The following is a 21,868-nucleotide window of genomic DNA, read 5'->3' as shown; positions in this document are numbered from 1 at the left end:
CCGAAATTTATGGCGTATCAAAATCTTCTATCAGAAATCAGAGAATCCGTATTATATGTGACCATTAACAGGGAGCAGAAGTTGAATGCGCTCAATAAAGAGACCTTAACGGAGCTGGCGGATGTCATTGCTTTTGCTGCACAGAACGATCAGGTACGTGCAGTTTTACTAACCGGTGCCGGGCCAAAAGCCTTTGTTGCCGGAGCAGATATCTCCGAGTTTGCGGCCTATTCCGGTGCAGAAGGAGAGGCCCTGGCCAGAAATGGACAAAATCAGGTCTTTGATGCGATCCAAAATTGCCCTAAACCAGTAGTTGCCGCGATTAATGGTTTTGCTTTAGGCGGCGGATTGGAACTGGCCATGGCCTGCCACATTCGCATTGCTTCAGAAACGGCAAAATTAGGATTGCCGGAAGTGACTTTAGGTTTAATTCCGGGCTATGGGGGCACACAACGCCTCACACAGTTGGTAGGAAAGGGTAAAGCGATAGAAATGATCACTACCGCGGATATGATTACCGCTGCGGAAGCCGGAAAAATCGGACTGGTAAATCATGTCGTTCCTGCAGAAGAATTGCTTACAAAAGCGGAAGAAATCCTGTCAAAAATCAAGCTTCGGGCACCACTGGCAATTGGGAGTGCAATCCGCGCGGTTAATGCCGCCATTCGTTTTGACGAAAATGGCTATGAAACAGAGATTAAGGAGTTTGGTAAGTGTTTTGATACACAAGACTTTAAAGAAGGTACTTCTGCATTTTTAGAAAAAAGAAAAGCAGTGTTTTTAGGGAAATAATCTCGTTTAAACTATAATTTAGGCCCATTTGATCTTTTTCAATGGGCTTTTTTGTTGCGTAAAAAATGGCCTTTTTATAGGGCAGCGGATTTAAAAGTGTAGAAAATTTTTCCCATACAAAAAAAGTATTTATATTTATCTGGTAATAATGGAGTAAACTATTTAATTTCCCTATGAGAAAAATATTGATTGTTGACGACGAAATAAACATCGGTTTATTACTTTCTAAGTTTTTAACCCGAAATTCATTTAGTGTCTCAACAGCTACGAGTGGTGTTTCAGCGATGGAATATCTGGCAAAGGAAAGCTATGATCTGGTCTTATGTGATTACCGTTTGGAGGATACTGATGGTAAAGAAATGCTGATCAAGATTAAAGAAAGCTATCCGGGTACCGGAGTTATCATTATTACAGGATATTCAGATATTAAACTTGCTGTAGAACTCATTAAGCTGGGCGCCTACGATTACATTACCAAACCTTTATACCCTGATGAGATTTTAAATACCATCAATAAAGCGATTGATACACAAATGGCTTTGAATGTAAACAGACTGGAAATTCAGGATGAAGCACCAAAGCAAAAGGGATCAAAGCCGGGGAATAGCCATACCGATAATTTTGTTAACGGATCAAGTGCGGCCTCTAAGGAACTGTTAAGGCAGATTCACCTGGTAGCACCAACCACTTATAGTGTGATTCTGACCGGCGAAAGCGGTACAGGTAAAGAATCTGTAGCGATGGCCATTCACTTGAATAGTCCCCGGAAAAACCAGCCTTTTGTGGCAATGGATTGCGGATCATTAACGAAAGAACTTGCTGGAAGTGAATTTTTCGGTCACGAAAAAGGATCATTTACCGGCGCACTTTATACTAAAATAGGCCATTTTGAAATGGCCAATGGAGGTACTTTATTTTTAGATGAAGTAGGAAACCTTTCTTATGAAATCCAGGCCGCCTTATTGAGGACGGTACAGGAGCGTAAGATCAAAAGAATCGGAAGCACCAAGGAAATTGAACTGGATGTAAGGATCATTGTGGCCACGAATGAAAACCTGGCAGATGCCATCCAAAAGGGAAGATTCAGGGAAGATTTATACCATAGGTTTAATGAGTTTTCTTTGAGCTTGCCACCATTGAGGATGCGCGGTAGTGACATTATGTTGTTCGCACATACTTTCCTGAAAGGTGCAAATCAGGAGCTGAACCGTAAAATCCATGGCTTTTCCGAAGAAGTGGAAGAGTGTATCATGACTTATAACTGGCCTGGGAATGTGAGAGAGCTGAAAAATGTGGTTAGAAGGGCTTCCCTGCTAACTGAAACGCAGGAAATTCAATTGAAAGCCCTGCCATTGGAAATCTCTACTTATGCAAAAGCTTCCGCTATGGAAACTTCTATAGCACGTACAGAGAAGCCAAGAGACCTTAAAAACGCTGCTTTAGAAGCAGAATACGAAGCGATTTTGAAAGTCCTGAGAGAAGTGAATTTTAACAAAACTAAAGCAGCGAAAATCTTGAATATCGACAGGAAGACGCTTTACAATAAAATGAGAGCTATCAATCTGGAGAACTAAAAGCGATTATGTCCTTATTCAACCACAAACAACGGAATAACATCAATCTGGTGATTATCATTGCCCTGGGTTGTTTAATTGCTTATTCCATACAGGGGATCTTTGGATCTATTTTAAGTACCCTGGTGTTGTTTACGATATTGAGACCCGCTTATATTTACCTGGTAGAAGAGAAGAAATGGAATAAACAATTTTCTGCTCTTCTACTATTGTTTGCCTCCGTTATGGTGCTGATTCTGCCTTTTTATGCACTGAGCAGCATGGTGATCGAGAAAATTGCAGAATTGCAAAGCGATCACATCTATTTCAAAAACCTGATTTTCAAACTTAAACACCTGATTCCGCTGAACAGCGATTTTCAGAACCTGGTAGAAGAAGGATTGAAAAAGGCGGGAACATGGGCTACAGAGCTCTTTCCGTCCTTAATTTCCGGCGCCTTTAACATTATTCTGGGGCTGATTATCATGTACTTCCTATTGTATTTTATGCTGGTGGAACGGGAGAAGTTCGAAGCTTCTATGCTCAAATATGCCCCTTTCAGGGAGCAGAATGCCTATCGTTTTGCGGAAGAGATGAGAAATACCACCTATTCCAATGTATTGGGACAGGGTTTAATCACGATTGTGCAGGGCTCACTGGTTAGTCTGGCCTTTTATGTGCTGGGTTATTCTGACCCTTTATTCTGGGGGGTGATTACCATGTTCATTTCCTTCGTGCCGATATTAGGTCCGCCGGTAGTTTTTGTGCCTGCCGCCTTATTGCAGCTGGCCGATGGGAACAATTTTGCCGGCTGGGCAATGCTCATTTTTGGATTTGTGGTGGTGATCAATATCGATAATGTGCTGCGCTTCGTCATCGCCAAAAAAGTTGGAAATATTCACCCCATTATCACCGTAATTGGCGTAGTTATTGGTGTACCCTTATTTGGAATATTAGGCCTGGTCTTCGGTCCCTTGTTATTGTCATATTTCGTTTTATTGATCAAAATATACGAAAACAGCGCAATGGCGGCGGAAAGATTGGAAAGAATTAAAACAATTTCTGAAGAGGAATCGTTATAATTACTATATTCCAGCATCAACAAAATAAATATTCAACACAAAATGTAAATGTCATGAATGATAATTCAAAAGTATTAATTGGGCTATTAGCCGGTTTAGCTGCGGGTGCGGCATTGGGATTACTATTTGCTCCGGAAAAAGGCAGTGAAACAAGAGATAAATTGAGCCAGTCTTTAAAAGACCTTGGAGATACCATCAGAGATAGAGCTGCAGATGAAATTAATCAGCTGGCAAGCTTAAAAGATAAAGTTGTAGGCACTGTGAAAGAGAAGCTTCGCAAAGAAGAAGAAGAGTTTGAAGATGATTTAGAACACGCATAAGGAATCGTAAAATCACATTGTAATGCAGGAAAATAAAGAAAAAGATCTGGAGGAATTGGTAGGGGACGCCAAGGAGTATGTGAATACGAGATTGGAATATACCCGTTTGTACCTGATTGAGCGGGGCGCTAAAATGTTCGCCGATGTGGTAACCAATGCCGCGGTTGCGATTTGCTTTCTGCTGGCCTTCCTGTTCGGTACCTTTACTTTAGCCCTGTTTTTATCGGATGTTCTGGGTAGTTATACCAGAGGTTTTGGTTGTGTGGCCGCGATATATTTGCTGCTTGCCCTGATCGTCTATTTTGCGAAAGAGAAATACATTGAAAAGGCCATCATTAATTTTACCATCAGACGCTATTTTACTAAGCTAGCGGATAAGGAGGAGGAAGATGAACCGAAAGTATAACATCAACAACATCGAAGATCTACACCTGCAAGTGCGGTTGTTGAAATCTGAGTATACGGCCAAAGGGGACGCATTGGTGGGGGATTCTAAAAAATACCTTCATCAGTTTACCATAAATGGCTTTATTAAGAAGTATGCCACACCATCGGCCTTCCTTAAAATTGATGATAAATTTAACATCAGTAGTAAGGTACTTTCTATGGCGTTGCCTTTAGTGATGAACAGTACCTTTTTTAAAGGCTCTGGTTTAGTGACAAAGGCGCTGGTAAGCTTAGCCTCAGGGAAACTCGGAAAGTCGCTGGACGCAGAGCATTTGTCGGCGATATTCAATTCGGTGACCGGCTGGTTTAGTAAAACAAAGAGAACAAAAGAAAAACCACCGCTGGAAGTCGATTATGGCATTCCACCAGATAGTGAAACGTATTAAAATTTGAGATATCATAAAAAAAGGAAGCCCTGGAGCTTCCTTTTTTTATGTCCGGACGGTATTGCTGCGGCGTATATTTAAAATCTGAAACCAGATAAATCATCCGGTTTCAGATTTAGTATTTGATTAAACGGTAGTCTGAATTTTTAATTCTTTCATTTGTTTCTCATCAATAGTCGAAGGACTATCAATCATCACATCTCTTCCGGAGTTGTTTTTCGGGAAGGCGATCACATCACGGATACTATCCAGACCTGCGAAAATAGAACACAACCTGTCAAATCCGAAAGCAATACCACCATGTGGAGGTGCGCCAAATTCGAAAGCGTCCATCAGGAAGCCAAATTGTTTCTGCGCATCTTCCGGAGAGAAGCCTAAATGCTTGAACATTAATGCTTGCAGTGCTCTGTCGTGAATACGGATAGACCCACCACCGATTTCCGTTCCATTAACCACCATATCATAAGCGTTTGCTCTTACATTTCCCGGATCGGTATCTAATAAGGCAATATCTTCTGGTTTTGGCGAAGTGAATGGGTGGTGCATTGCATGGTAACGTTCAGATTCTTCATCCCATTCTAATAGCGGGAAGTCCAGTACCCAAAGGGCGCTGAATTTGTTTTTATCACGTAAACCTAAGCGGGTACCCATTTCAAGGCGTAATTCGCTCAATTGCTTGCGCACCTTATCAGTCAGACCTGACATGATCAGCACTAAATCACCCGGTTGGGTATTCATTGCGGCCGACCATTTTTTCAGTTCGTCTTCATTGTAAAATTTATCTACAGAAGATTTTAAGGAACCATCTTCGTTATGACGCATGTAAATCAGACCTGTTGCTCCAATTTGCTGACGTTTCACAAATTCTGTCAATTCGTCCATTTGCTTTCTGGTATAGCTTGCGCAACCAGTTGCATTGATTCCGAGGATCGTTTCTGCACTGTCAAAAACAGGGAAATCTTTTCCTTTTACCAGATCCGTCAATTCAACAAATTTCATGTCAAAACGGGTATCTGGTTTATCAGAACCATAGAATTTCATGGCATCTGAATATTGCATTCTTGGAACTTCCGGCAAATCAAAGTCTTTAAGGTCTTTGAATAAGGTACGGATCAGTCCTTCGAAAGTATTTAGGATGTCTTCCTGTTCGATGAAAGACATTTCGCAATCGATTTGAGTAAACTCCGGTTGTCTGTCGGCACGTAAATCCTCATCTCTGAAACATTTAACAATCTGGAAATAACGGTCAAATCCTGACACCATTAACAACTGCTTGAAAGTTTGTGGCGACTGTGGAAGGGCGTAAAACTGACCTTCGTTCATTCTGCTTGGCACCACGAAATCTCTTGCACCTTCTGGTGTAGATTTGATCAATACCGGTGTTTCTACTTCAATAAAGTCCAGTTCGTCTAAGTAACGACGAACGGCCTGAGCCATTTTATGACGCAAGATCATGTTGTTACGGACCGGATTTCTACGTAAATCCAGGTAACGGTATTTCATGCGCAAATCATCCCCGCCATCAGTTTCATCATCGATCATGAATGGTGGTATTTTTGATGCATTTAGTATTTCTAAGGCAGTGATTTTTATCTCGACTTCCCCTGTTGGCATTTTCAGGTTTTTGTTAGAGCGTTCTACGACAAGGCCGCTTGCTTTAATTACAAATTCCCTGCCCAGGCTACGTGCTGCCTCGCATAATTCCCGGTTGTCGTCCATATTGAAAACAAGTTGGGTAATCCCGTATCTGTCGCGGATGTCAATAAAAGTCATCCCTCCTAAATCTCTGGATTTTTGTACCCAGCCACATAAGATTACATTTTCACCTAAATTCTCAATAGTTAGAGCTCCGCAAGTAGTTGTTCTTAACATTATTAAAAGTATTAAGTCCCAAAAATATTGATTTTGAACCGGATATTTCAACCCTCATTGAATTTAGCTTAGTATATTCAAAATATTTTTGTTTGAGATGCAACGTTTCAAAAAATCAGCTGTCCTATAAGCGAATTGGAAAACATTGGAAACTGTATACATCGATAAGCACATCACACTCGTTCAGGAGTGCCGGCAAGGAAACCGGAAAGCACAATTTGAAATTTACAAATTGTATGCAAAGGCTATGTATAACGTGGCCCTGAGGATCGTAAATTTCGATGATGAGGCGGAAGATGTCTTGCAGGAAGCATTTCTGGACGCTTTTACACGGATAGAGAGCTTTAGAGGGGAAACAACCTTTGGACTTTGGCTGAAGCAGATTGTAATCAATAAATCGATCAATTACCTGAGGAAGCGAAAAGTGGAGTTTGTGAGTATGGATGCTGTAGATATCGCAGAACCGCTGGATCATATGGAGGAGGAAGATCTGGAATGGCGGGTTGAGGAGGTAAGAACGGCCATTGCCGCCTTGCCAGACCGCTACCGTGTGGTGCTCAGCTTATATCTTTTTGAGGGCTACGACCATGAGGAGATTTCTCATATTCTGAAAATATCTGAAAGCACTTCGAGAACACAGTACATGCGTGCGAAATTGAAATTAAATGGTTTATTAGTAAAGAGAGGGGTATAGCGATGAACAAGAGGAGTATCGAAGAGTACATTAAGGAAAACAAAAAAGAGTTTGACTTTAAAACACCATCTGATCAGTTATGGGCAAGAATCGATGCCGGATTGGATAAAGAGCAAGTAAAAAAAAAATTGGGGATGCCATTCTGGTTCGGTATAGCTGCATCGCTGATGCTGATCATGACGGTTACTTTTATTTATACTTATCGTAACCGCGATCAGGAATTGCAAATCGCAGATATCAGCCCGGTTTATGGGAAGAAAGAACTGAAATTTGCCAGCCTGATTGAAGAGAAAAAAGATAGCCTGCAGGTATATGCGAAGAAAAATCCGGTGTTATATGCGAAGTTTAGCGCAGATCTGAACCAGCTCGACGGGGATTATGAAAAGATGAAGAAGGAGTTGCAAAACAGCCCCAATCAAGAGATGGTCATTAGGGCAATGGTAAAGAATCTGGAGCTGCAATTGCAGGTGATCAATCAGCAATTGTCGATCATCAATGAAGTAAATCAATACAAAGAGGAGAATCAAATATGAAAAAGTTAGTTTGGGGAATATGTGGCCTGTTATTGGCTGCAAATCTGGCCGTCGCACAGCCGGTGATAAGAGAACTGAATAACGCGCCGATGCCTACAATGCCGCCTTTGCCACAGTTTCCGGCGATGGCAGCTATAGTACCATTGCCTGCTGCTCCGACACTACCTCCGGTACCTCCTTTACCTGCGCCGGATTTGATGAATCAAGATCCTCAGGAAGATTCCGGCGATCCGGTAAAGACAAAAAATTTTTCTAAATCTTTCTCCGTAAACGGGGCTGATAAACTGAGTCTGAGCAATAAATTTGGCGGGATTACGATCAAAACATGGGATAAAAAAGAAGTAAAGGTAGATATTGACATTAAAGCCTATAGTAATAATGCCGCTGAAGCGCAGCGTTTGCTGGAAGAAGTCAATATCGAATCTGGCAAAAGCTGTGATCAGATTGCATTCAAGACTGTTTTCTCGTCTAAGGATGGTAATTATGGCAGTGGGACAAGGAGGGGAAAGGTTTGGCGTAGAGAGCTGAAGATCAATTATGTGGTGTATATGCCCGCAAGTACACCATTAACGGTTAATAACCAATATGGTGGACTTAGTATAGGCGATTTCTCTGGCGCACTTTATGCAAAAGTTCAGTATGGCTCTTTTACCGCAGGGAACTTAGCCAGTACCAACAACTATGTAGATGTGCAATATGGAAGGGCAGATATTACGGGTATGAACAAAGGGGTGATCAAACAGCAATATGGTGCCGGATTAAATTTGGGGACCGTGGGTACCCTGGAACTGGACGCACAGTACGTTGGAGTGACCATCAATACGATAAAAGGTGATGCTTCTATCAAACAGCAATACGGAAAAGGGCTGAACATCGGCTCTGTAAATAACCTGGAACTAGACGCACAATATACCAATGTGAACGTGACTACGATAAATGGAAATGCGACGGTTAAACAACAATACAATAACCTCACGATTGGTTCAGTGAATAAGCTGAAGGTCAATTCCGGATACGTTACGGTGAAGGTCGGCACGTTAAAAGGAGATGGGGATTTCAATCTGGCCTATAATAAGCTGTTGGTCGACAATGTGCTTGCGGGTTGTAAAAACTTAACGGTAGCCGGTAACTATACAGGAGTTACGCTTGCCTTCGCCAGCAATTATAACGCTGATTTTGTCCTGAAAACTAGTTATGGGAGTTTTAAACCAGGAACAGACGTGCATGCTAAGCTGGTTTCTGAGAATGGAAGCACTAAAAATTATGAGGGCAGAATCGGGAACGGTGGAAATGGAAACCTAAATGTACGTACCAGTTACGGTAATATTTCCCTGAATTAATCTCTGTTTGTTTTCTGGAATAGCGTATTTAAGCAAAAGCTTGTTGATGAATTCGGCAAGCTTTTTTTATATCTTAGTAGCTTGATTTATTTTATTTCATATGGAAATTTTTAGTAGCCCGGAGGCTTGGATATCGCTCATTACCTTAACCATTCTGGAGATTGTACTGGGTATAGATAACATCGTATTTATCTCAATTTTAGCAGGAAAGTTGCCTGCTGACCAGCAGAAAAAAGCACGTCAGGTAGGTTTAGGCCTCGCGATGATCACCAGAGTATTGTTGTTATTGTCACTCACCTGGGTGATGAAACTAACTGCTCCATTGTTTAATGTGGGCGATTGGATCGGCATCAGCAATGCAGAATGGCTGGCGAAACTGGCGATTTCCGGAAGAGATTTGATTCTCATCATCGGCGGATTGTTCCTGATTTATAAAAGTACCCATGAGATCCACCAGAAGCTGGAAGGCGAAGAAGAAGGCGGTATCAAAGGAAAAGTTCATTCTTTTATGGGCATTATCATACAGATTCTGATTTTAGATGTGGTATTCTCTTTAGATTCTGTAATTACTGCAGTTGGTATGGCAGATCACATCGAGATCATGATTACAGCAGTAGTCATTGCCGTATTGATCATGTTGGTATCGGCATCAGCAATTAGTAATTTCGTAAACAAACACCCGACAGTGAAGATGCTGGCTTTATCATTCTTATTGTTAATCGGGGTTTCCCTGCTTGCAGAAGGATTGGATCAACACATTCCTAAAGGATATATCTATTTTGCGATGGCCTTCTCGGTATTGGTAGAGATGCTGAACCTGAAAATGAAGAAAAGCAATAAACCTGTTGAACTTAGAAATACCCCGCACGAAAACCAGTAATTTTACCGCATGATTTCATTTTTTGAAGCCGCATTGGCCGAATTATCTATACACCGCATTGGAAACAAGGCACAGGACGAGTTTTATGTATTGTCTGAAAAGTCTATCCCTGTAAAAGACAATATGCTGAGCAATTTGCTGCAGCAGTATTTTTTAGGACCTTTTGCGAAGGTGAACGAGATTTATCATTTCACACACCCGAATGCTGATTTAAACCTGAATGAGGTGTATCATTTTGCTTCCAAAATTTTTGAGGATGGCACTACATTCCATGAAAACAGTAAGGAGCTGGCAAAATACCTGTATGATGTTTCAGGTCATCCGAAGATCAAGCCGGGAGAGTTGTATGTCGCTTATTTTGAAAATGTTCAGATTGAAGGGGAGCTTCATGATGCCATCGGGATCTTTAAATCCGAAACGAAAGAGTCTTTCCTAAAGGTTTATCCGGAAGAAGGCGGATTTGGTTTAGGCTACGAAGAAGATGCAATCAATATCAATAAGCTGGATAAAGGCTGTCTGATCTTTAACACCGACAAGGAGGAAGGTTTCCGCGTAGCGGTGATCGACCAGACCAATAAAAGCGCAGAAGCGGTGTACTGGAAAGATGAGTTTTTGAAATTGAAAATCAGAAATGACAACTTTAACCAGACCAACAGTGTTTTGGGCGTTGTCAAGAACTTTGTAACGGAGAAACTGGATCAGGAATTTGATATTTCCAAAGCAGATAAGATCGATTTGCTGAACAAATCCATGAAATATTTCAAGGAAAAGGAGAGTTTTGACCTTGATGAGTTCTCCAATGAAGTGATTGGTAATGCGGAAGGAATTGAGTCTTTCAAGAACTATAAAAAGAGTTTTGAGGAGGAATTTGATACCCCGATTGCAGATACTTTCGACATCTCTGGTGCTGCGGTAAAAAAGCAAACCAGAGCCTATAAAAGCGTGTTAAAGCTGGATAAGAACTTCCACATCTATATCCACGGGGATAAAGAGCTGATTGAGAAGGGCTATGACGAAGACAAGTCTATGAACTATTACAAAGTGTATTTCAAAGAAGAAGAATAAAGCTTTCTTTTAGTATCAATTTATAATCAAAAGAACCAAATCATTTAGATTCTCTAAAAGATTTGGTTCTTTTTTTGCGAATTCCTTTTGCGTACAGTTAATATTTGAGAATAAATAGTAGCTTTATTTCTGAAGCCAAATTTCCTTAACGTATGAACCCGGAACTACAGAAGAACAGTATTTTCAAAGTCATTGGTGCCTCTTCTCTGGGGACATTGATTGAATGGTATGATTTTTACATTTTTGGTAGCCTGGCTACAATTATCGGGGCACAGCTCTTTCCTGCTGATGCAGGGGCTTCTGCGCTGATCAATACGCTGGCAATTTTTGCTGCAGGGTTTATAGTGAGGCCCTTTGGTGCCCTGGTATTTGGCCGCCTCGGCGATTTAATCGGGCGTAAATACACGTTTCTACTGACTTTGGTATTGATGGGTGGTTCCACCTTTTTAATTGGCCTGATCCCTTCTTATTCGAGTATTGGGTATGCTGCACCCATTTTGGTGTTGATTCTGCGCCTGGTGCAGGGTTTGGCATTGGGTGGAGAATATGGTGGCGCCGCGACTTATGTGGCCGAACATGCACCCGCCAATAAACGGGGATTTTTCACGAGTTGGATTCAGACAACCGCTACAGGTGGTTTATTTTTGTCGCTGGGCGTGATTGTGCTCACCAAAAACCTGTTAGGCGCAGATGATTTCGCCGCATGGGGCTGGAGAATTCCATTTTTATTGTCGATTCTGCTGGTCGGTGTATCGATCTATATCAGGATGAAAATGCACGAGTCTCCGATGTTTACAAAATTGAAAACAGAAGGAAAAGTTTCGAAAAACCCTTTAAAGGAGAGTTTCAATAATAAAGCGAATTTTAAAATGGTATTGCTGGCCTTGTTTGGCGCAACAATGGGACAGGGCGTGATCTGGTACACCGGACAATTTTATGCGCAATCCTTCATTGAAAACACCTGTAAGGTCGATTTCAATGATTCCAGGTATATACTGCTTTGGGGAATCGCCTTTGCGACCCCTTTCTTTGTGATCTTTGGCTCCTGGAGCGACCGGGTAGGTCGGAAGTGGATCATGCTGACAGGGATGTTGCTCGGAATTATCTTTTACCGGCCTATATATCAGATATTTTTAGACGATACAGATTTCAGTAAAGTAACGCAGCAGGATATTTCCGCTGTTTCGGACCCGGTGATTACGCGTACGGCTATCAATGGTACTGCGGATAGTCTGGTTACCACTACTGCCCTGGTGACTTTATTGGATGGCAGCAGTTATCATAAAGTACAATCTCATACAAAATTTGCAGCTGCGGATAAACCGGTGGAAATCCACCCGGAGCTGCTGAAAGATAAAAAGCTATCGACCCCGGTATTCTGGAAATTTGTATTCCTGATTTTCTTCCAGATCTTATTGGTAACCATGGTTTACGGACCTATAGCCGCATTTTTAGTGGAATTGTTCCCTACAAAGATCAGGTATACCTCTATGTCGCTGCCTTACCATGTTGGAAATGGGGTATTTGGTGGTCTGGTGCCTTTTATCGCCACGCTGATTGCCAGTTTCTCCGGTTCCACGCCTTTATCCGGCCTCTGGTATCCTATTGGCATCGCTACACTGAGCTTTGTAATCGGCGCGATTTACCTGTCTAATAAAAAACCTGTGGAAGCAGAAATTGAAGATTAACCTCCTAAAAAACAAGATTATGAACGGATTAAAAAAAGGATTAGGACTGTTTTGGATGATATTGGGACCCGTATCTATCATCTTTTTATTCTTGCAGGCTTATGAAAAAGTAGGATTGGCTGCGGAAGGGGTGGAAAAGACGAATACGGCCTTACAATGGGGGATTATCTTATTCATTTTTATCCCAATCAGCGCAGGCCTGGTGATATTCGGCTATTATGCGCTGAAAGGGGAATATGATCAACTGTCTGAAGGTTCCGAAGAACCTGCCGGTTAAAGTACTCTTAGTAACAAACCTTTCAGGTACTCACCTTCAGGGAAAGAAACCCGGATTGGATGGTCTTCTGGCTGGTGGAATTGTTTCAGGATCTGCACTTCTCTTCCTGCGTCTAAAGCGGCCCAGGCGATGATTTGCTTGAAGGTCTCCATGTCTACAGCTCCGGAGCAAGAGAAAGTAGCCAGGATGCCACCTTTTTCAAGCAACAGCATTCCTAGTCTGTTCAGGTCCTTATAAGCCCTTGCAGCCCTGTCTAATGCAGAACGTGAAGGTGCATATTTAGGTGGATCCAATACAATTACGTCGAACTTCTTGCCTTCTTCTTTGAAAACACGTAATTGTTTGTTGACGTCAGATTGAATGCTGTCCTGACGGGATGCTTCCAGTCCGTTAAGTTCCAGATTATGTTTTAAGGTTTCGATCGCCAATGCAGAACTGTCTACACTGGTTACATGCGCTGCACCTTGTTTTAAGCTGTTTAATGTGAAACCACCGCTGTAGCAGAAGCAGTCCAACACGTTTTTATCCTTGCTATAAGCGGCAAGAATATCGCGGTTATCACGCTGATCGCAATAGAAACCTGATTTTTGTCCGTCTGCAATATTGATGTGGTAAGCAATTCCGTTTTCCTTAACTTCAATGAATTCCGGTGGAGTTTCGCCCCAAAGTAAGCCTTGAGTCGCTTCCATGTTTTCATGTTTACGTGCACCAGCATCACTTTTATCGAAGATACCTCTTGGGTTTAACTCTTCAATTAAAATTTCAATCAGCTCTGCCTTCGCATTCTCCATTCCTGAACTCAGGATTTGAAGGGAAAGGAAGTCTGCATATTTATCTACGATTAATCCGGGAAGGAAATCGGCTTCACTGAATACTAATCTGCAGGTATTGGTGTTTTCGTTTAACAAATGCTGTCTTGAAGCAATTGCATCACGAAGTTTTAACTGGTACCATGATTTGTCAATGGTCTTACTTTCGTCCCATTCCATTAACCTCAGTGCTACCCTTGATTCGGCATTGTAATACGCATAGGCAAGAAACTCTGCTGTTGCAGAACAAACTTTAACGATTTCACCATTTTCTGGCTTCCCCTTAATTTTATCAATTGCTCCTGAAAAGATCCAGGGATGGTGAAGCATTGCCGCTTTTTCTTTTCCTTTTTTAAGTATTACATCAATCATGCTGCAAAGTTAGGAAAAACAATGCTCTTTTTAGGTTGAAGGATTTGGTCGAAAAAATAACCGCTGTATAGCTGAGGGGAATCTGTAGTAGATAAAACAGTTCTATCTGGTCTTGCCCATTCGAAATGCTATTCTGCCGCGCTCAAGGCCATTTTTATTGCCATACCGACCAACACACTTGCCATTACCCATTTTTGAACCTTTACCCAGGTTGGGTTATTCGCAAAAAAGCGGGCAACCTGTGACGCGCTCAACACGATTAAAAAGTTAATTGAAGCACTGATACTGACCTGAGTAAGGCCTAATTGTATGCTTTGCAGAAATACTGATCCATATTCGGGTTTGATGAAATAAGGGAACAGGGACAAGTAAAAAACAGCGACTTTAGGATTGAGCATGGTCGTGATCACGCCAATTTTGAAAAGTCTTGCCGGGGGATCATTCGCCAGTGTGGTATTAGCCTCAAACAATGGCTTCCCATTTGGTTTAACCGCCTGATAGGCGAGATAAAGCAGGTAAATTACCCCTAAAACCTGAATCACTGTAAAAGCATGAGGAACTGCATACAGGACGGCAGTCAGGCCAAAAGCCACCATGAAAATATGAAAAAGAAAACCGCACATCAATCCGGCTAAAGAAACCAGTCCGGCATTGCGCCCTTGTGTGATAGACCGGGAAATCAGGTACACCATGTTTGGCCCTGGACTCAGGACCAGCATTAAAGCTGCTAAAGCAAAATAAGTAAGTTCTTGAATGGGTACCATGGTGTTCGGGATGGGGCAAAATTACTTAAAATAATTAGGTTTTCAGACTGGTTACAGAGCAGCAGGGCTTTTGGGAAGCAGAAGGAAGTGGTCGGGTTGTGGTCGGGAAGAACGGCATCTTCGGATAGGGTATGGTATAGGTTCGGTATAGGTTGCTGGTAGTTTGCTGTAGGTTTACCTATCCGAACCCTTTCTAATAGTTTAGTCAACCCCTACCACGATTTGAGCTCTTCCCGACCACAACAGCTTGTCTTTTATCGATAAAACCAGCTGTTTTCTTTTTCCTGCTTTTTGCTTGTTTTTTCCCCGGAACCTTCCTTCAATTAAAGATCTTGACGTTTTGGCAATAAGTTGTAATTTTAGCGGATGGAAGAAATAACCTGGAATGATTTTGAAAACGTCGAACTTCGTGCAGGGACGGTTCTGGAAGTCTCAGATTTTCCGGAGGCCAGAAAGCCCGCTTACAAGCTGAAAGTTGATTTCGGCGACCTCGGTATTAAAATGAGCAGTGCGCAGGTGACTAAGCATTATTCAAAAGAAGAGCTGGTAGGTCAGCAGATTGTAGGTGTCGTCAATTTCCCCAAAAAACAGATCGGTAAGTTTATGTCTGAATTCCTGGTGACAGGTTTCGCAGATGAGAATGGAGATATTGTGCTGACAACGTTAAATGGTACTGTGCCGAATGGCAGTAAAATGTGTTAAATGAGTTATTTTAATTTTTCAGAAGAAGAGGGCCCTGCTGCCGAAGATGAACATTATATGCGCCTGGCTTTGCAGGAAGCGCAGAAGGCCTATGATGCAGAAGAGATCCCGATCGGAGCAATTATTGTGTGTAAAGGCAGGATTGTAGGGCGCGGATATAACCTCACCGAACAGCTGAACGATGTAACTGCTCATGCAGAAATGCAGGCTTTTACAGCCGCAGCACAGACTTTAGGGGGCAAATACCTCAAAGAATGCACCTTATATGTAACAATTGAGCCTTGCGTAATGTGTGCCGGTGCGAGTTACTGGACGCAAATCGGGCGCCTCGTATATGGTGCAACAGAACCTAAACGTGGTTTTACCTCCAAAAATGCCAACCTGCTTCACCCGAAAACGGAATTGAAAGGTGGCGTGCTTGCGGAAGAATGCGGATCACTAATGACGCGGTTTTTCGCCAACAAAAGAGGCTAACTTGACAAAGTATTGAACAAAAACTAAGGTTTGAATGTTATATTTGTGCAAGAAATAATATTTAACCTTAAAATATAATAATATGGCTTTTGAATTACCTGCGTTACCTTACGCAACAGATGCACTAGAACCGCATATTGATAAACTTACAATGGAAATTCACCATGGTAAGCATCACCAGGCATACGTTACCAACTTAAATAAAGCTTTAGAAGGTAAACCAGAAGCGAATCAAAGCATTGAAGAAATCGTTAAAAACATCTCTAAGTTTCCTGTAGCAGTAAGAAACAATGGTGGTGGTCACTATAACCACTCTTTATTCTGGGAAATTTTAGGCCCAAACAAAGGTGGCGAGCCTAAAGGAGAATTGGCAGAAGCAATTAATGCTGCTTTCGGTTCTTTCGCAGATTTCAAAACTAAATTCGCAGAAGCTGGTGCTACTCGTTTTGGTTCAGGATGGGCCTGGTTAATCGTTACTGCTGATAACAAATTAGCAGTATGTTCTACGCCAAATCAAGATAGTCCATTAATGGATATCGCTGAAGTAAAAGGTACTCCACTATTGGGTATGGACGTATGGGAACATGCTTACTACTTAAAATATCAAAACAGACGTCCGGATTATATTTCAGCTTTCTGGAATGTAGTAAACTGGGATGCAGTTGCTGCTCGTTTCAAAAAAGCATAGTCAACGCGTTTTGAAGCTACCATAAGCTTATGATGGTTTCGAAAGAAAAGCCTGTAGGGATTCCTTACAGGCTTTTCTCGTTTATTTCTTTTATCATCAATTTGAACAGCAGTTAAATGGAGGTGTTTTCAGAATTCGTTAGATCCCAACTACGTCTTTTCTCTTTTTCTGTTTCATTGCTTTAGGAATGATCGCCAGAATTTCTTCTTTTAAGGCATTCAGCATGCGTTTCTTAATGAAGTTCTTATGAGTCACCAGACTGATCTCTCTGACCGGTTCAGGCGACTTAAAATGGCGTACTTTGCTGAGTTGCTTGCTGCTCAGGTCCGTCAGGGCCAGTTCAGGAAGTAAAGTCGCTCCATTGTTTACGTCAACCATGCGGATCAGGGTTTCTACACTTCCCGTGTTATAGGTTAGTCCCGCGAGGCGGTTGTCTTTTGTGGAACGACAAATATTCAATACCTGAGAACGCATACAATGCCCTTCATTGAGTAGCCAGATGTTTTCTTCTTCCAGGTCATTGGCATCAATAGTTTTCTTTTTATAGAGCTTGCTGTTCTTGCTAATATAGGTCACAAAATTTTCATAATACAGCGGAAGCTCATTGATATTGTTGTCGGCAAGGGGAGTGGCAAGGATGCCGCAATCCAATACACCCGTTTTCAGGTGATGAATGATGTCTTCTGTCGTATACTCCCAGATCAGCAGCTTCAGATCAGGAAATTTTTCCATCATGCCGGAGATCACCCTGGGCAATAAATACGGGGCTACAGTAGGGATAATCCCGACTTTAAGCTCTCCAACAACGTCTTGCTGCTGACTGCTGATAATTTCTTTGATTTTTTGGCTTTCCTGTAGGACTAGTCTGGCCTGTTCAATGAGCTGGGCGCCGATTTCTGTAGGAACTACCGGCTGTTTGCTGCGGTCAAAGATCTTGACATTCAGCATTTCTTCCAGTTTTTGTACCTGCATGCTTAAAGTTGGCTGTGTCACAAAACACTTTTCTGCGGCGCCAACAAAGCTTCTGTAGGTATCTACGGCGACAATGTATTCCAGTTGAACTAAAGTCATATAGTTAAAATTTATCTTGTTTTACAAAGATATCAATTTAAACTATATGACTCCGGTGTTGGATTGGTTGTGACTTAAATATGTCCTTAACCAAATAAATGGGGTATCCGGTCTTAAATATGTTTCGCAAGAAAGTCCAGATAAGCCATTTTAATGCCTTCTTCCAGCTCTATTTTGTGTTTCCATCCTAATTCATGCAGTTTAGAAACATCCATTAATTTACGTGGTGTTCCATCTGGTTTACTGCTGTCGAAGGTCAGGTCTCCTTCAAAACCGATTACTTTTTTGATCAATAAAGCAAGGTCTTTGATGCTCAGGTCTACTCCGGTTCCGATATTGACAAAGCCAGCTTCATCATAATTCTGCATCAGGAAATAACAGGCTTCTGCCAGGTCGTCTGCAAAAAGAAACTCGCGCATTGGTGATCCTGAACCCCAGATGTTTACTTCCGTCGTGCCATTTACCTTTGCTTCATGAAACTTACGGATCAATGCAGGTAGCACATGGGAGTTTTGTGGGTGATAATTGTCGTTATAACCGTACAAATTGGTCGGCATCACAGAGATAAAGTTGCAATTGTATTGCGCTCTGTAAGCTTCACACATCTTGATTCCCGCGATTTTAGCAATGGCATAGGGTTCATTGGTTTCTTCCAGAAGCCCGGTCAGCAGGTATTCTTCTTTCAATGGCTGAGGCGCCAGTTTCGGATAAATACAGCTCGATCCCAGGAACATCAGCTTCGTTACACCAGTATTGTAAGCCTCATGGATCACATTGTTCTGAATGCAAAGATTTTCATACAAAAAGTCGGCTCTGTAAGTGTTGTTGGCGATAATCCCACCCACTTTCGCTGCGGCAAGGAAAACATATTCCGGTTTTTCTGCTGCAAAGAAGTCGGCCACATCCTGCTGATTGCGTAAATCAAGTTCCGATGAGGTTCTGGTGATCAGTTGGGTATATCCTTCCTTAACCAGCTTACGATAGATTGCTGAGCCTACCATACCGCGATGGCCGGCTACATATATTTTTGCGTTCTTTTCCAATTAAAATTCGATTATAGGGGCAAAACTACGAAATAGTTCGCATCATCTTTAAGAGACTGATTTAATTGTATTTTTGCATAAAAATATTTTAGTAGTGGGTAAAGATAAATTAAGAAAATTTGCAGAGATAGATACTTTTTCCAATGTATATCAGATGGAAGAAGGGAAACCTTTACAGGGTAAATGGGGTTCTGAACATTTCAAAAATGAGCAGCCAATTGTATTGGAACTGGCTTGTGGTAAAGGAGAATACTCGGTAAACATGGCGAAATTCTTTCCGGAGAAAAACTTCATCGGGATTGATTTAAAAGGAAATCGCATCTGGAGAGGCGCAAGAACGGGTGTTGATGAGAACATTGAAAACCTGGCCTTCCTAAGGATTCAGATTGAAGACCTGATGGAATACTTCGCAAAAGGAGAAGTAGACGAGATCTGGATTACTTTCCCCGATCCTCAGCCTCAGGACAGCAGAGAAAAGAAAAGATTAACCTATGATCGCTTCCTTGATATGTACAAAAGCCTGCTTAAACCTGGTGGAAGGGTAAACCTGAAAACTGATAATGATGGTTTATACGCTTATACCGTTGAAAAAGTGGAAGAATTAGGTTTAATTTGTCATAAGAAAACAGATCATTTATATACTTCTGAGTATTATGATGACGTTTTAAAGATTAAAACACATTACGAGCGCATCTATCTGAAACACGATAAAAACATCAATTACATACAGTTCTCTTTTGAATAGTATGGTTTAGTGGAGTTTCTGGTTTCATTTGAATTTTAACCTTAGAAAATCATCAATGGAGCAATTATTTTATGACCAGGTTTTTGAGTTGGTGAGGCTCATTCCTAAGGGAAGGGTGTCTTCTTATGGCGCAATAGCGAAAAGTTTGGGCGCTGGCGGTTCCGCTCGTATGGTAGGTTATGCCATGAGTACTGCCGGTGCTGCGCATCCGCCTGTTCCCGCTCACAGGGTGGTGAATAGTGCCGGCTTGCTGACCGGTAAATTCCATTTTAAGACACCGGAAATGATGCAGGAGCTGCTGGAAGCGGAAGGGGTAGCGGTGAAAAATGATAAGGTTCAGAATTTTAAAGCCTTGCTTTGGAACCCCTTACTGGAACTTTAAGTAGTTTACAGCATTTCATTTGCGAACAACTGATCGTTTGGAGAGATAGGTGATCGTTTAGAATGATAAGGGATCAGAGAATTGCGATAAGAAAAAGAGAAACATAAAAAATTGAAAGCACCAGCTTATTATGGGAAAATTAGTAGAAGAATTTAACGATTACCGTTCTAAAATGAACGATAGAATTATGGAGACTGCCAACACGAACATCAAAAGGTTTTTGGCGTTGGATACCACCACTTATGCGGATGGTGCATTGAATGTGAAAACCAAGGAAATGTTGGGGCTAGTAGCTTCTATGGTATTGCGCTGCGACGATTGTATCAAATATCACCTGGAAAAATGTTTCAATGAAGGCGTAAGCAATGAAGAGATCAATGAGGTATTTATGATTGCAAACCTGGTAGGTGGCTCGATTGTGATCCCGCATTACAGAAGAGCCGTTGAATATTGGGACGAACTTAGTCAGTAGAAACTCATTCAGAAAAACTTATCCAATAGCATTTTTTCAGTAGTATTTTAGCCAGTATAACAATGTCAGAAATTATCAGATGCGGATGGTGTGGTACCGATCCTTTGTATGTAAAATACCACGATGAAGAATGGGGAAAGCCGGTTTATGACGACCAGACGCTCTTTGAATTTCTGATTTTGGAAGGTGCACAGGCTGGACTCAGTTGGATCACGATATTAAAGCGTAGGGAAGGTTATAAGGCTGCTTTCGCCGGTTTTGACGTGCAAAAAGTAGCCGCTTTCACGGAAGCCGATGAGGAGCGTTTAATGAATGATGCCGGTATCATCAGGAACAAGTTAAAAGTAAAAGCAGCCATCACGAACGCCCGCCTTTTTATAGAGATCCAGAAGGAATTTGGTTCTTTTTCCGACTTTATCTGGGGATTTCTGCCGGATAAAAAGCCCATTGTTAATGTCGTAAAGTCTTTAACTGACGTTCCTGCGCGCACAGAAATATCGGATGCCATCAGTAAAGACATGAAAAAACGGGGCTTTAAGTTCTTTGGGACTACGATCTGTTATGCGCACATGCAGGCTACCGGTATGGTTAACGACCATATTGAAGGCTGCATCAGTAAAGCAAGAAAGTAAAACAGCCTATTTTTTATGAGCTTCATTGTAAGCCGTCACAAAAGCGATAATTAACTTTGAATCAAAGTTTTCTGTCGCTTTTATTTTTTCCGCCAGATCCGCATCATCGCCTAGTTGTTCTAGCAATACCTTTTTGATCTGCTGGTTTTTTTCAGCCGAACCGACTCCTTCCACAGGCATTTCCATCAACCGGCCGGTGCCAGGCTTCTCCATAAAAAACGTAGCAGGCATCATTTTTCTTTTCGGGGCCTCTTGTCTGCGGCCACCACCAATAGAGATTCCACCACCAATTCCTACGCCACTACCGAAACTGCCTGTCCCGGCTCCAATGCCAATACTTGGCCTGATCCGCGCTCTTTTAGGCTCCGGAACATCTACAAGGGCATTTCCACCTATGGAATATAGGTTTATGGCACCATGCTCAATGATTTTGAAAAATTTGTGCTGCGTTTTATTGTTGACCACAATTGGTTTACTCACATAAGTTTCCCCATTCCATACAAATTCCTGGATGTCTGTAGCTTTCAATTGCACCACAGATTCATCTTCTTTTATGAAAACTACGGTCGAATAGTCGGTTCCCTTAATGGTTCCCCGAAGGAAGTTTCCCGGTTCTATCACTACAATATCCTGCGCCATTGCGCCAATACCTGCAATCATTAGTAAAACTAACAGGCCAAGGGTCTTTATCGCTTTCATCATAATCAAATAACGGAAATTATTTGCTGTTGTTATGGATAATGACAAACAATTATTTAAGTATTAGTACCTTTATCCGATGCGGT

General features: G+C 41.8%; 26 protein-coding genes. 20 read left to right on the top strand and 6 right to left on the bottom strand.

From position 1 onward, the window contains the following. The first annotated feature begins 9 nt into the window (after positions 1–9). The 6 genes from OQX61_RS16515 to OQX61_RS16490 all read left to right on the top strand — a co-directional run bounded on the left by OQX61_RS16515 (position 10) and on the right by OQX61_RS16490 (position 4,580). Positions 10–792, top strand: a complete 783-nt coding sequence (locus OQX61_RS16515; RefSeq protein ID WP_265842899.1) for an enoyl-CoA hydratase-related protein — start codon at positions 10–12, stop codon at positions 790–792. 173 nt (positions 793–965) lie between these two features. After that, positions 966–2,366, top strand: coding sequence for a sigma-54 dependent transcriptional regulator (locus OQX61_RS16510; protein WP_265842898.1), 1,401 nt, complete (start codon positions 966–968; stop codon positions 2,364–2,366). A gap of 8 nt (positions 2,367–2,374) precedes the next feature. Continuing rightward, positions 2,375–3,427 carry an AI-2E family transporter gene (locus OQX61_RS16505; protein ID WP_265842897.1) on the top strand — a complete coding sequence of 351 codons (1,053 nt, stop codon included), beginning with the start codon at positions 2,375–2,377 and terminating at the stop codon, positions 3,425–3,427. A gap of 53 nt (positions 3,428–3,480) precedes the next feature. Beyond that, positions 3,481–3,747 carry a YtxH domain-containing protein gene (locus OQX61_RS16500; protein WP_062546416.1) on the top strand — a complete coding sequence of 89 codons (267 nt, stop codon included), beginning with the start codon at positions 3,481–3,483 and terminating at the stop codon, positions 3,745–3,747. 22 nt (positions 3,748–3,769) lie between these two features. Then, complete coding sequence (locus tag OQX61_RS16495; RefSeq protein ID WP_265842896.1) at positions 3,770–4,153, top strand: phage holin family protein; 384 nt, start codon at positions 3,770–3,772, stop codon at positions 4,151–4,153. Next, positions 4,137–4,580: a hypothetical protein gene (locus OQX61_RS16490; RefSeq protein ID WP_265842895.1), complete on the top strand. Its 444-nt coding sequence runs from the start codon at positions 4,137–4,139 to the stop codon at positions 4,578–4,580. The genes OQX61_RS16495 and OQX61_RS16490 overlap by 17 nt, the downstream gene beginning before the upstream one ends. Positions 4,581–4,706: 126 nt before the next feature. On the opposite strand, the gene aspS is transcribed toward OQX61_RS16490, so the two are convergent. Continuing rightward, on the bottom strand, positions 4,707–6,452 hold the full coding sequence (gene aspS, locus OQX61_RS16485; RefSeq protein WP_265842894.1) for an aspartate--tRNA ligase: 1,746 nt from the start codon (positions 6,450–6,452) through the stop codon (positions 4,707–4,709). A gap of 145 nt (positions 6,453–6,597) precedes the next feature. Between aspS and OQX61_RS16480 the strand changes: the two genes are divergently transcribed. The 7 genes from OQX61_RS16480 (at position 6,598) to OQX61_RS16450 (ending at position 12,929) form a co-directional block, all read left to right on the top strand. Next, complete coding sequence (locus OQX61_RS16480) at positions 6,598–7,146, top strand: sigma-70 family RNA polymerase sigma factor (protein WP_265842893.1); 549 nt, start codon at positions 6,598–6,600, stop codon at positions 7,144–7,146. A 2-nt stretch (positions 7,147–7,148) separates the two neighbouring features. Beyond that, a complete protein-coding gene (locus OQX61_RS16475; protein WP_265842892.1) occupies positions 7,149–7,679 on the top strand; it encodes a hypothetical protein in 531 nt (176 codons plus the stop codon). Then, positions 7,676–9,019, top strand: coding sequence for a hypothetical protein (locus tag OQX61_RS16470; RefSeq protein ID WP_265842891.1), 1,344 nt, complete (start codon positions 7,676–7,678; stop codon positions 9,017–9,019). The genes OQX61_RS16475 and OQX61_RS16470 overlap by 4 nt, the downstream gene beginning before the upstream one ends. 100 nt (positions 9,020–9,119) lie before the next feature. Beyond that, the gene (locus tag OQX61_RS16465) at positions 9,120–9,899 is read left to right on the top strand and encodes a TerC family protein (protein WP_265842890.1); all 780 of its coding nucleotides are present in this window, start codon (positions 9,120–9,122) and stop codon (positions 9,897–9,899) included. Between the two features lie 9 nt (positions 9,900–9,908). Then, positions 9,909–10,964 (top strand): nucleoid-associated protein, encoded by a 1,056-nt coding sequence (locus OQX61_RS16460; RefSeq protein ID WP_265842889.1) that lies wholly within the window; start codon positions 9,909–9,911, stop codon positions 10,962–10,964. Positions 10,965–11,116: 152 nt separating this feature from the next. Next, positions 11,117–12,652, top strand: a complete 1,536-nt coding sequence (locus OQX61_RS16455; protein WP_265842888.1) for an MFS transporter — start codon at positions 11,117–11,119, stop codon at positions 12,650–12,652. A gap of 19 nt (positions 12,653–12,671) precedes the next feature. Next, positions 12,672–12,929 (top strand): DUF6814 family protein, encoded by a 258-nt coding sequence (locus OQX61_RS16450; RefSeq protein WP_265842887.1) that lies wholly within the window; start codon positions 12,672–12,674, stop codon positions 12,927–12,929. Here the strand turns inward: OQX61_RS16450 and OQX61_RS16445 are convergent. Further along, a complete protein-coding gene (locus OQX61_RS16445; RefSeq protein ID WP_265842886.1) occupies positions 12,926–14,110 on the bottom strand; it encodes a class I SAM-dependent rRNA methyltransferase in 1,185 nt (394 codons plus the stop codon). The two genes, OQX61_RS16450 and OQX61_RS16445, sit on opposite strands and share 4 nt — an antisense overlap. A gap of 128 nt (positions 14,111–14,238) precedes the next feature. Beyond that, positions 14,239–14,874 carry a LysE family translocator gene (locus OQX61_RS16440; protein ID WP_265842885.1) on the bottom strand — a complete coding sequence of 212 codons (636 nt, stop codon included), beginning with the start codon at positions 14,872–14,874 and terminating at the stop codon, positions 14,239–14,241. A 366-nt stretch (positions 14,875–15,240) separates the two neighbouring features. Between OQX61_RS16440 and OQX61_RS16435 the strand changes: the two genes are divergently transcribed. The 3 genes from OQX61_RS16435 (at position 15,241) to OQX61_RS16425 (ending at position 16,738) form a co-directional block, all read left to right on the top strand. Next, positions 15,241–15,576: a tRNA-binding protein gene (locus OQX61_RS16435; RefSeq protein WP_265842884.1), complete on the top strand. Its 336-nt coding sequence runs from the start codon at positions 15,241–15,243 to the stop codon at positions 15,574–15,576. Then, positions 15,577–16,050, top strand: coding sequence for a nucleoside deaminase (locus OQX61_RS16430; protein ID WP_265842883.1), 474 nt, complete (start codon positions 15,577–15,579; stop codon positions 16,048–16,050). A gap of 82 nt (positions 16,051–16,132) precedes the next feature. Beyond that, positions 16,133–16,738, top strand: coding sequence for a superoxide dismutase (locus OQX61_RS16425; protein ID WP_265842882.1), 606 nt, complete (start codon positions 16,133–16,135; stop codon positions 16,736–16,738). A gap of 138 nt (positions 16,739–16,876) precedes the next feature. On the opposite strand, the gene OQX61_RS16420 is transcribed toward OQX61_RS16425, so the two are convergent. Further along, positions 16,877–17,809, bottom strand: a complete 933-nt coding sequence (locus OQX61_RS16420; protein ID WP_265842881.1) for a hydrogen peroxide-inducible genes activator — start codon at positions 17,807–17,809, stop codon at positions 16,877–16,879. 113 nt (positions 17,810–17,922) lie between these two features. Then, the gene (locus OQX61_RS16415) at positions 17,923–18,852 is read right to left on the bottom strand and encodes a GDP-L-fucose synthase (protein ID WP_265842880.1); all 930 of its coding nucleotides are present in this window, start codon (positions 18,850–18,852) and stop codon (positions 17,923–17,925) included. A gap of 94 nt (positions 18,853–18,946) precedes the next feature. On the opposite strand from OQX61_RS16415, the gene trmB reads away from it, so the two are divergent. From trmB to OQX61_RS16395, 4 genes are all read left to right on the top strand, one after another. Continuing rightward, a complete protein-coding gene (gene trmB / locus OQX61_RS16410) occupies positions 18,947–19,597 on the top strand; it encodes a tRNA (guanosine(46)-N7)-methyltransferase TrmB (protein ID WP_265843078.1) in 651 nt (216 codons plus the stop codon). A 55-nt stretch (positions 19,598–19,652) separates the two neighbouring features. Further along, positions 19,653–19,979: an MGMT family protein gene (locus tag OQX61_RS16405; RefSeq protein ID WP_265842879.1), complete on the top strand. Its 327-nt coding sequence runs from the start codon at positions 19,653–19,655 to the stop codon at positions 19,977–19,979. Between the two features lie 130 nt (positions 19,980–20,109). Then, on the top strand, positions 20,110–20,451 hold the full coding sequence (locus tag OQX61_RS16400; protein WP_265842878.1) for a carboxymuconolactone decarboxylase family protein: 342 nt from the start codon (positions 20,110–20,112) through the stop codon (positions 20,449–20,451). 62 nt (positions 20,452–20,513) lie between these two features. Further along, positions 20,514–21,083: a DNA-3-methyladenine glycosylase I gene (locus tag OQX61_RS16395; protein WP_265842877.1), complete on the top strand. Its 570-nt coding sequence runs from the start codon at positions 20,514–20,516 to the stop codon at positions 21,081–21,083. Positions 21,084–21,089: 6 nt separating this feature from the next. Here OQX61_RS16395 and OQX61_RS16390 read toward each other — a convergent pair whose 3' ends face one another. Then, positions 21,090–21,785 carry a hypothetical protein gene (locus OQX61_RS16390; RefSeq protein WP_265842876.1) on the bottom strand — a complete coding sequence of 232 codons (696 nt, stop codon included), beginning with the start codon at positions 21,783–21,785 and terminating at the stop codon, positions 21,090–21,092. Positions 21,786–21,868 lie beyond the last annotated feature (83 nt).

Origin of the sequence: Pedobacter sp. PLR, assembly GCF_026239675.1 — a bacterium.
Classification (GTDB): Bacteria; Bacteroidota; Bacteroidia; order Sphingobacteriales; family Sphingobacteriaceae; genus Pedobacter.
Note: the sequence above shows the minus strand (reverse complement) of the source record. Positions and strands in the feature narration are given on the sequence as shown.

Bases quoted from the DNA above. Each gene is read 5' to 3' on its own strand.
- OQX61_RS16450 (WP_265842887.1), top strand. From the start codon at position 12,672: ATGAACGGATTAAAAAAAGGATTAGGACTGTTTTGGATGATATTGGGA.
- OQX61_RS16425 (WP_265842882.1), top strand. From the start codon at position 16,133: ATGGCTTTTGAATTACCTGCGTTACCTTACGCAACAGATGCACTAGAA.
- OQX61_RS16455 (WP_265842888.1), top strand. From the start codon at position 11,117: ATGAACCCGGAACTACAGAAGAACAGTATTTTCAAAGTCATTGGTGCC.
- OQX61_RS16420 (WP_265842881.1), bottom strand. From the start codon at position 17,809: ATGACTTTAGTTCAACTGGAATACATTGTCGCCGTAGATACCTACAGA.
- OQX61_RS16445 (WP_265842886.1), bottom strand. From the start codon at position 14,110: ATGATTGATGTAATACTTAAAAAAGGAAAAGAAAAAGCGGCAATGCTT.
- OQX61_RS16430 (WP_265842883.1), top strand. From the start codon at position 15,577: ATGAGTTATTTTAATTTTTCAGAAGAAGAGGGCCCTGCTGCCGAAGAT.
- OQX61_RS16405 (WP_265842879.1), top strand. From the start codon at position 19,653: ATGGAGCAATTATTTTATGACCAGGTTTTTGAGTTGGTGAGGCTCATT.
- OQX61_RS16475 (WP_265842892.1), top strand. From the start codon at position 7,149: ATGAACAAGAGGAGTATCGAAGAGTACATTAAGGAAAACAAAAAAGAG.
- OQX61_RS16460 (WP_265842889.1), top strand. From the start codon at position 9,909: ATGATTTCATTTTTTGAAGCCGCATTGGCCGAATTATCTATACACCGC.
- OQX61_RS16490 (WP_265842895.1), top strand. From the start codon at position 4,137: ATGAACCGAAAGTATAACATCAACAACATCGAAGATCTACACCTGCAA.
- OQX61_RS16390 (WP_265842876.1), bottom strand. From the start codon at position 21,785: ATGATGAAAGCGATAAAGACCCTTGGCCTGTTAGTTTTACTAATGATT.
- OQX61_RS16465 (WP_265842890.1), top strand. From the start codon at position 9,120: ATGGAAATTTTTAGTAGCCCGGAGGCTTGGATATCGCTCATTACCTTA.
- OQX61_RS16495 (WP_265842896.1), top strand. From the start codon at position 3,770: ATGCAGGAAAATAAAGAAAAAGATCTGGAGGAATTGGTAGGGGACGCC.
- OQX61_RS16505 (WP_265842897.1), top strand. From the start codon at position 2,375: ATGTCCTTATTCAACCACAAACAACGGAATAACATCAATCTGGTGATT.
- OQX61_RS16400 (WP_265842878.1), top strand. From the start codon at position 20,110: ATGGGAAAATTAGTAGAAGAATTTAACGATTACCGTTCTAAAATGAAC.
- OQX61_RS16435 (WP_265842884.1), top strand. From the start codon at position 15,241: ATGGAAGAAATAACCTGGAATGATTTTGAAAACGTCGAACTTCGTGCA.
- OQX61_RS16395 (WP_265842877.1), top strand. From the start codon at position 20,514: ATGTCAGAAATTATCAGATGCGGATGGTGTGGTACCGATCCTTTGTAT.
- OQX61_RS16500 (WP_062546416.1), top strand. From the start codon at position 3,481: ATGAATGATAATTCAAAAGTATTAATTGGGCTATTAGCCGGTTTAGCT.
- OQX61_RS16515 (WP_265842899.1), top strand. From the start codon at position 10: ATGGCGTATCAAAATCTTCTATCAGAAATCAGAGAATCCGTATTATAT.
- OQX61_RS16470 (WP_265842891.1), top strand. From the start codon at position 7,676: ATGAAAAAGTTAGTTTGGGGAATATGTGGCCTGTTATTGGCTGCAAAT.
- OQX61_RS16440 (WP_265842885.1), bottom strand. From the start codon at position 14,874: ATGGTACCCATTCAAGAACTTACTTATTTTGCTTTAGCAGCTTTAATG.
- OQX61_RS16510 (WP_265842898.1), top strand. From the start codon at position 966: ATGAGAAAAATATTGATTGTTGACGACGAAATAAACATCGGTTTATTA.
- aspS (WP_265842894.1), bottom strand. From the start codon at position 6,452: ATGTTAAGAACAACTACTTGCGGAGCTCTAACTATTGAGAATTTAGGT.